This is a genomic window from Ruminococcus sp. (assembly GCF_019417665.1).
In the GTDB taxonomy this organism is placed as follows: Bacteria; Bacillota; Clostridia; order Oscillospirales; family Ruminococcaceae; genus Ruminococcus_C.
Window position 1 is genome coordinate 1 of sequence record NZ_DXUU01000086.1, and the last position, 7123, is coordinate 7123.

Genomic DNA, 7123 nt, shown 5'->3' on the forward strand with positions numbered 1-7123 from the left:
AGTGACTTTGATAAATTTTGATAAGGGGGTGAGATTGTATGGCTAATAGAATCAAGGGCATCACCGTAGAAATCGGCGGCGATACCACCAAGCTATCCAAAGCCCTGGAAGGTGTCAACCGGGACATCAAGGGGACGCAGACACAGCTGAAAGATGTGCAGAAACTGCTGAAACTTGACCCCACCAACACCGAACTCTTGTCCCAGAAGCACAAGCTGCTGGCAGATGCGGTGTCTGCCACCAAAGAAAAGCTGGAAGTACTGAAAACTGCCGCAGAACAGGCAAACACCGCTCTTGCAAACGGCGAAATTTCCCAGCAGCAGTATGATGCCTTGCAGCGTGAGATCATCGAAACTGAAAATGAACTGAAACGCCTGACCACAGAAGCAAACAATTCTCACACTGCCCTGGAAAAACTGGGTGTGGTCGGAGAAAAGATGCAGGATGCCGGAGATAAGATCTCTGGCGTGGGACAAAAGCTGCTGCCAGTCACTGCTGGTGTCACGGCTCTGGGAACGATTGCCGTGAAAACTGGTGCGGATTTCGATTCTGCCATGTCAAAGGTGGCAGCTGTTTCGGGAGCGACCGGTTCAGAGATGGATGCTCTCCGGGAAAAGGCTCGTGAAATGGGCAGTAAAACGAAGTTCTCTGCAAGTGAGGCTGCGAATGCTATGAACTACATGGCAATGGCAGGCTGGAAAACCAACGATATGCTCAGCGGTATCGAAGGCATCATGAATCTTGCCGCCGCCAGTGGCGAAGATTTGGCATCTACTTCAGACATTGTCACAGACGCTCTGACCGCTTTCGGTTTGTCTGCCTCGGACAGCGGACACTTTGCGGATATTCTGGCAGCCGCAAGTTCCAACGCCAATACTAACGTCAGCATGATGGGTGAAACTTTTAAGTATGCCGCTCCGGTATTGGGTTCTCTGGGCTATTCCGCCGAAGACTCTGCCATTGCCATCGGTTTGATGGCGAATGCCGGTATCAAATCCTCACAGGCTGGTACAGCACTGCGTTCCGCCATCACCAATCTGGCAAAGCCGACAGACACGGTAGCATCTGCCATGGAACAGTACGGCATTTCTCTGACGGATAGTTCCGGCAAGATGTATTCTCTGCGGGAACTCATGGAACAACTCCGACAGAAATTGGGCGGACTTTCCGAGGCAGAACAGGCACAGGCTGCTGCCTCGCTGTTTGGCAAAGAGGCAATGTCCGGTATGCTGGCGATTATCAACGGTTCTCCGGCGGACTTTGAAAAGCTGTCCAATGCCATTGATACCTGTTCGGATACAGTAGACGGCTATAATGGCACGACTGAAAAAATGGCGGCTGTCATGCAGGATAACCTTGCTGGACAAGTAACCATCTTGAAGTCCCAGCTGGAAGAGTTGGCGATCTCCTTTTCTGACATTCTGATGCCTACCATTCGCTCCATTGTTTCCCGCATTCAGGAACTGGTGGACAAGCTGAACCAATTAGACCCGCAGACCAAAGAAACCATCGCAAAGATCGCACTGGTGGCTGCTGCTCTGGGTCCGATGCTGATCGCATTGGGGAAGACCGTCTCCAGTGTGGGAACAGTCTTTTCCGCCATTTCCAAGCTGCCTGCCCTGTTCTCTGCTGTGCAAAGCGGCATCGGGGCTGTAACAGGGGCGTTGGGCGTGTCGCTGGGTCCGCTGCTTGCCATTATCGCAGCTGTTGCCGCTCTGGTGGCTGCTTTTGTGCATCTCCGGAAAACCAATGACGAATTCAAAAGCAATATCATCGCCATCTGGGAACAGATCAAAAGCACCTTTACCGGATTGACACAAGGTGTCACAGACCGCATCAATGCCCTGGGATTTGACTTTGAAAGCTTCACCGATGTGCTGAAAGCGGCGTGGGATGGGTTGTGCAATCTGTTAGCTCCCATTTTTGAGGGTGCTTTTCAGAATATCTCCAATGTCTTTTCCGAATTTACCGGCATTCTTCTGGGATTGCTGGATGTTCTGATCGGTCTGTTTACTGGTGACTGGGAACAGTGCTGGAATGGCATCAAAGGCATCTTCACATCTATCTGGGACTTCATTGTCAACACGTTCCGCAATATCATGAATACCCTGAAAGGCATTGCAGATGTGGTATTGGGGTGGTTCGGAACAAGCTGGAACGAAGTCTGGACTTCCATCAAAACATTTTTTGTGAATACCTGGAACAGCATCGCTTCCTTCTTCACGGGAATCGTTACCGGAATCCGGGACTTTTTCGTCAACACCTGGACGTCTATTTCCAATACCTTCACCACCATTGTCACTGCCATTCAGACGGTGGCAACGACTGTATTTACAGCGATCCGGGATTTCTTCACTGCCATCTGGACAGGAATCTACAACTTTTTCAGCACGATTTTCAATGCCATTTACACTGTGGTTTCTACGGTTTTTCAGACAATTTATAACGTCATTACGACCGTTTGGAACGCCATTTACACCACCTTAGAACCGCTGATTACAGCATTCGGCTATCTGTTTCAGACGATTTTTGAAGCTATTCAAATCATTGTGGGCAGAGTGATGGACTGGATCTCGGAGAAGATCAGTGCCATTTGGAATGCAATCGTGGCGTTTTTAACACCCATTTTAGAGGGCATCCGAACGACCTTTGAAACCATCTGGAATGCCATCTCCAATACGATTTCCACGATTTTGACAGCGATTCAAGATGTGGTGACTACGGTTTGGAATGCGGTATCTGGTTTCATTTCTTCTGTTTTGTCAGCAATCTGGAATGTGGTTTCTTCCATCTGGAACAGCATCTCCGGCACGATTTCCAGTGTGATGAATGCCATTTTTTCTGTGGTATCCTCCATCTGGAATCGGATTTCTTCTGCGGTTTCCAATGTTCTGAACGCCATCCAGTCGGTGGTATCTAACATCTGGAACAGCATCAAGAGCACCATTTCCAACGTGATGCAGAGCATTTCTTCTACGGTGTCCAGCATCTGGGACAACATCCGTTCAGCGGTTTCTGATAAGATCAGTGGTATCCAGTCCACCATTCAAAGCGGATTCGAGGCGGCTGTCGGATATATCAGGGGATTGGCTTCGGATGCCTGGAACTGGGGTCGGGACATCATTCAGGGCATCATTGACGGCATTCAGAGTGCCATCGGCTGGCTGGCAGACTGCGTCACCAATGTCGCCGATACCATTCGGGATTTCCTGCACTTTTCTGTGCCGGACAAAGGACCGCTGACAGATTACGAAAGCTGGATGCCGGACTTCATGAAAGGGCTGGCAGAGGGCATTGACAAGAGCAAGAAGTATGTGGAAAAAGCAGTCGGCGGTGTGGCAAAAGCCATGCAGCTGACTATGGATTCTGATTTGAATTATAGTTTGAATGGTATCTCCGGTGCGATAGTCGGCGGCAGTTCCGGCGGCACGGTGAACAATTATTACAATACCGATAACCGGAAAACGGTGAATCAGACGAATCAATCGCCGAAGGCACTGTCACGGTTGGAGATTTATCGGTTGACACGGAATGCGTTGAATGTGTAATATACAATTAACAAGTTCACAGATTAAATCCCAATCCAAATAAATCGTTTATTGCCTTACGTATATCATCATTAGCTACATCATATTTTTTTAATTGCAATGCATATACGATATATTCCATATACATCAAATCTAAAAGAGAAGTGCCAATAAAGTCTTTGTCTAAATCGCCGTGTGCAAAATGATTTCTTTGGTCTGCTATGCGTTTTCCCATCTCATTATAATTTAATTTTTCATTATTTATTTCATATAAATGGTGACCAAATTCGCCAATAATGGAATCAAAATCTTCACCTAACTTAATGATTTCTGTTTGCAATGAATCTGATTTTATGAACTTTTTGAGGAATTGAAACTTCTTTTTTAGTTTTCCACTTGAGGTGCTTATTAACTTTTGAATTTCTTCTTCAGCTTGCATTTCAAGTTGTACTGTTGATTCTTTTTTCGGTACTCCATTTGGATATCTTCTATGAAACTCCCACTCAAAAGCTGCGGTAATCATAATAAATCGTGATGCATTGATATATCTTCCAGAATTATATGAGTCTGGTATGTGACGAGTATATAGCAGGTTCTGTGCTAAATCAGATAATATTAGTTCTTCACAACTTTCTATGTATTGTCGTTTAATGAATCTTCCTTTCTCTAATGTTTTCAGTTCTTCTTCTTGGTGTTCACCAGTTATATATAGATCTCCAATTTGTATTGTTTTCCCATCTTTAAATGGAATTGAAATATTAGTTTTAGGCCATGTAACATTTTTTCTATAGCACAGAAAGCAAATGAACTCTTTTGCAATTCTCCATAACCTCATTATAAATTTATAATCTGATGTTGGATCAAATGTAAAACTCATAGATGAGTTTATTGAAACAGGGGGCTCATTTACCTTAGTGCTAAATCCTCTTGATATGCCAAAGGATACCATTACTTTTTTCTCATCTACAATAAACGCTTTTTTTTCAGTTGTTGTAGAAGCAAAATCAGAAGTACGTATTGAAAATACTCCTGTTTCAGATAATTTTTTACGATTACAATTATATTCAAGAACTTGATTTACGGGGTAAATGCAATTGAGTTCAGGACTTGAAAACGACATTTTACATATTTTATCTATGCTTGAATGCCCTTTGATATAACCGAGTACGTTGATAAATAGAATTGCGTTTTTACTTCCAATAAGTTCTCCGATCTGTGTTAAAAAAATATAGTGATGGCCATTTTCATAGCAAACACCTTTTAAAAAAGGCACGTCAATTTTTAACGGATCTTGCATGATATGGGAAATCGTAATCAAATCAGATTCTGTTTGGCAACTTTCTTCTTGTGGTGGAATCAATCTTAGTTCTTTTCCGTCGAATACAAATGTAAATTCTACATCATTGTATTTTAATTTACCACTTACTAGTTCACCATTCTTTTTCAATGCGTATCCTCCATAAGCTACTTGTTTTTTAATTATCGAATATGAATTTCTCGGAATCAGGATCTATAAAGACCGTGTTGCTTTCATCAATTATACCACACCCCACCAGAAAAAACAAGGAGGCATCCCATGTATTTCACCCTCACTCTCGAAAATGAATCTGGCGAACAAGTGAATCTATCTACCACTGCCAACCAATACATGACCTCCAAAATCGAAGGTCTGAATCCGCCAGCCGGAACGATTTCCACTTCTTCTTACGCTGGCATGAACGGCAGCTACCTGAACAACGCTTTCATCGAAAAGCGAAACGTAGTCATTTCCTTTGCCATGCGTGGCATTGGGATCGAGAAACGGCGGCATCAGCTGTATCATGTGGTCAAGCCGTCCCGATACATCAAGATCTGGTACAAGACGGCGAACATCGATGTCTATGCCGAGGGGTATGTAGAAACCTGCGAGGTGTCAAATTTCGAGCAGCAGATCAGCGGGCAGATCTCCATTCTCTGTCCGGATATTTACTGGTACAGCCGGGATATTTTCTATGCCTATTACAGCGGCATCACCGGAGCATTTCACTTTCCCTTTCCGGAGAGCGATGCTCCGTTTCCTTTGGGCGTGTATTCCAACAGCAACCTGTTCTCTATCACTAATGACGGGGATGAAACCGGATTCACACTGCGAATTGAGGCATTGCCCAGCGACATTCCGCAGGAAGTGGTGGCAGTGACACCGACCATCTACAACGAAAATGGCGAATATCTGCAAATCAAAGGTGATATTCTGACCGGCGATGTCATTACGGTTACCACGAAAACCGGAAGCAAAACGGTCACGCTGACACGTAACGGCGTAGACAGCAATATCCTGAACCGGCTGGTTTCCGGTTCGACTTGGCTGACCTTGAAGGAAGGCACAAATACCTTTCGGATCGAGGCAGTTCGTGGTGTGAAAAAGCTGCGTGTGACATTGATGCACCGCAATTCTTATCTGGGGGTATAGCTATGCAGTTGGAAATTTACAGCTTGACAGCTCTGAAAGACCAGATCTCTGTGTCACTGGAAGCCATCTGCGACAGTTATTCTTCGCTCTTATGGGACATTGAGTTCTACCAGTGCGGCTGTTTCGAGGTGTATATTGCTGCCAGTCCGCAGAATGTATCCATCTTTCAGCGTGGCAGAATTGTGGCAAGGAGTGATGATGCACAGCACTTCGGCATCATTGAGTCCCTGCAATTGGAGACCGATGCCGAAAAGGGCGATTACCTGACGGTCACCGGACGGTTTCTTGCCTGTCTGCTGGAACGGCGGATCATCTATCCCACCATCACCGCAAACGGCAGTTATGAGGACATCGTCCGCAAGGTGCTGTCCCGCAATGCGATCTCCGCCGGAATCCGCAATCTGCCCGGTTTTTCCATGGGTACGGTGTCTGGTGACTGCTGGCAGAAAACCGCACGAATGCAGGTCAGCTATGACAACATCTTAGAATGGCTGTACAGCCTTTGTGAAACCATCGGCGGTTCGGCAAATGTGCGGCTGGATGGAAATACACTGAAATGCGATCTGTTTTCCGGAACAGACCGCAGTTTGTTGCAGGATGAAAATCCCCACATCGTATTCTCCGATGCGTACAACAATCTGCTGTCCTTTTCCTATGCAGCGGACGATGCCGTGCAGAAAAACTTCGCCTATGTGCTGGGCTGTGGCGAAGGAAATGCCAGAAAACGAACGACCTTCTGCTCCGGTGCAGAGCCGACCTACCTTAACCGCTATGAGGTGTATGTAGACGAGCGAAACACGGCACAGGAAAAAGATGTGACCGATGCGGAATATCTGGAAATTTTGAAAAGCAGCGGTGCGGAGCATCTTGTGCAGCCAAAAACGGCATCGGAATCCGCCATCGCTGCTTTTTCCACCCAGTATCAGTACAACAAGGATTATTTTGTGGGCGATTATGTAACCGTGGAACAGAGAAGATTCGGCTTGATTCAACCTCGAATCCAGCTGATCGGCATGGTGGAGAGTTTCGACCAGAACGGTAGAAGTCTGACACCGACATTTAAGGAGATGGAGTGAGCATATGGCATTTTCTTATGGATTTTTTAACGCACAGAACCTCGACCGGGTGTATACCGCAGAGGATTTCA

4 protein-coding genes are annotated in these 7123 nt (G+C 45.8%); 3 read left to right on the plus strand and 1 reads right to left on the minus strand.

The annotated features are described in order from the left end of the window. Positions 1 to 38: 38 nt before the first annotated feature. Positions 39 to 3548 (plus strand): phage tail tape measure protein, encoded by a 3510-nt coding sequence (locus QZ375_RS13290; RefSeq protein WP_295219736.1) that lies wholly within the window; start codon positions 39 to 41, stop codon positions 3546 to 3548. Positions 3549 to 3564: 16 nt separating this feature from the next. On the opposite strand, the gene QZ375_RS13295 is transcribed toward QZ375_RS13290, so the two are convergent. Beyond that, positions 3565 to 4974 carry a HEPN domain-containing protein gene (locus QZ375_RS13295; protein WP_295219737.1) on the minus strand — a complete coding sequence of 470 codons (1410 nt, stop codon included), beginning with the start codon at positions 4972 to 4974 and terminating at the stop codon, positions 3565 to 3567. Between the two features lie 129 nt (positions 4975 to 5103). Here QZ375_RS13295 and QZ375_RS13300 point away from each other — a divergent pair, with 129 nt between their 5' ends. Then, a complete protein-coding gene (locus tag QZ375_RS13300) occupies positions 5104 to 5976 on the plus strand; it encodes a phage tail domain-containing protein (protein WP_295219738.1) in 873 nt (290 codons plus the stop codon). Between the two features lie 2 nt (positions 5977 to 5978). After that, entirely contained in the window at positions 5979 to 7052 is a 1074-nt protein-coding gene (locus QZ375_RS13305; protein ID WP_295219739.1) for a siphovirus ReqiPepy6 Gp37-like family protein, read from the plus strand. Positions 7053 to 7123: the final 71 nt, after the last annotated feature.

What these genes read in the sequence shown, in the direction of transcription:
- QZ375_RS13290 (WP_295219736.1), top strand. Translation starts at nt 39, where the DNA reads ATGGCTAATAGAATCAAGGGCATCACCGTAGAAATCGGCGGCGATACC.
- QZ375_RS13300 (WP_295219738.1), top strand. Translation starts at nt 5,104, where the DNA reads ATGTATTTCACCCTCACTCTCGAAAATGAATCTGGCGAACAAGTGAAT.
- QZ375_RS13305 (WP_295219739.1), top strand. Translation starts at nt 5,979, where the DNA reads ATGCAGTTGGAAATTTACAGCTTGACAGCTCTGAAAGACCAGATCTCT.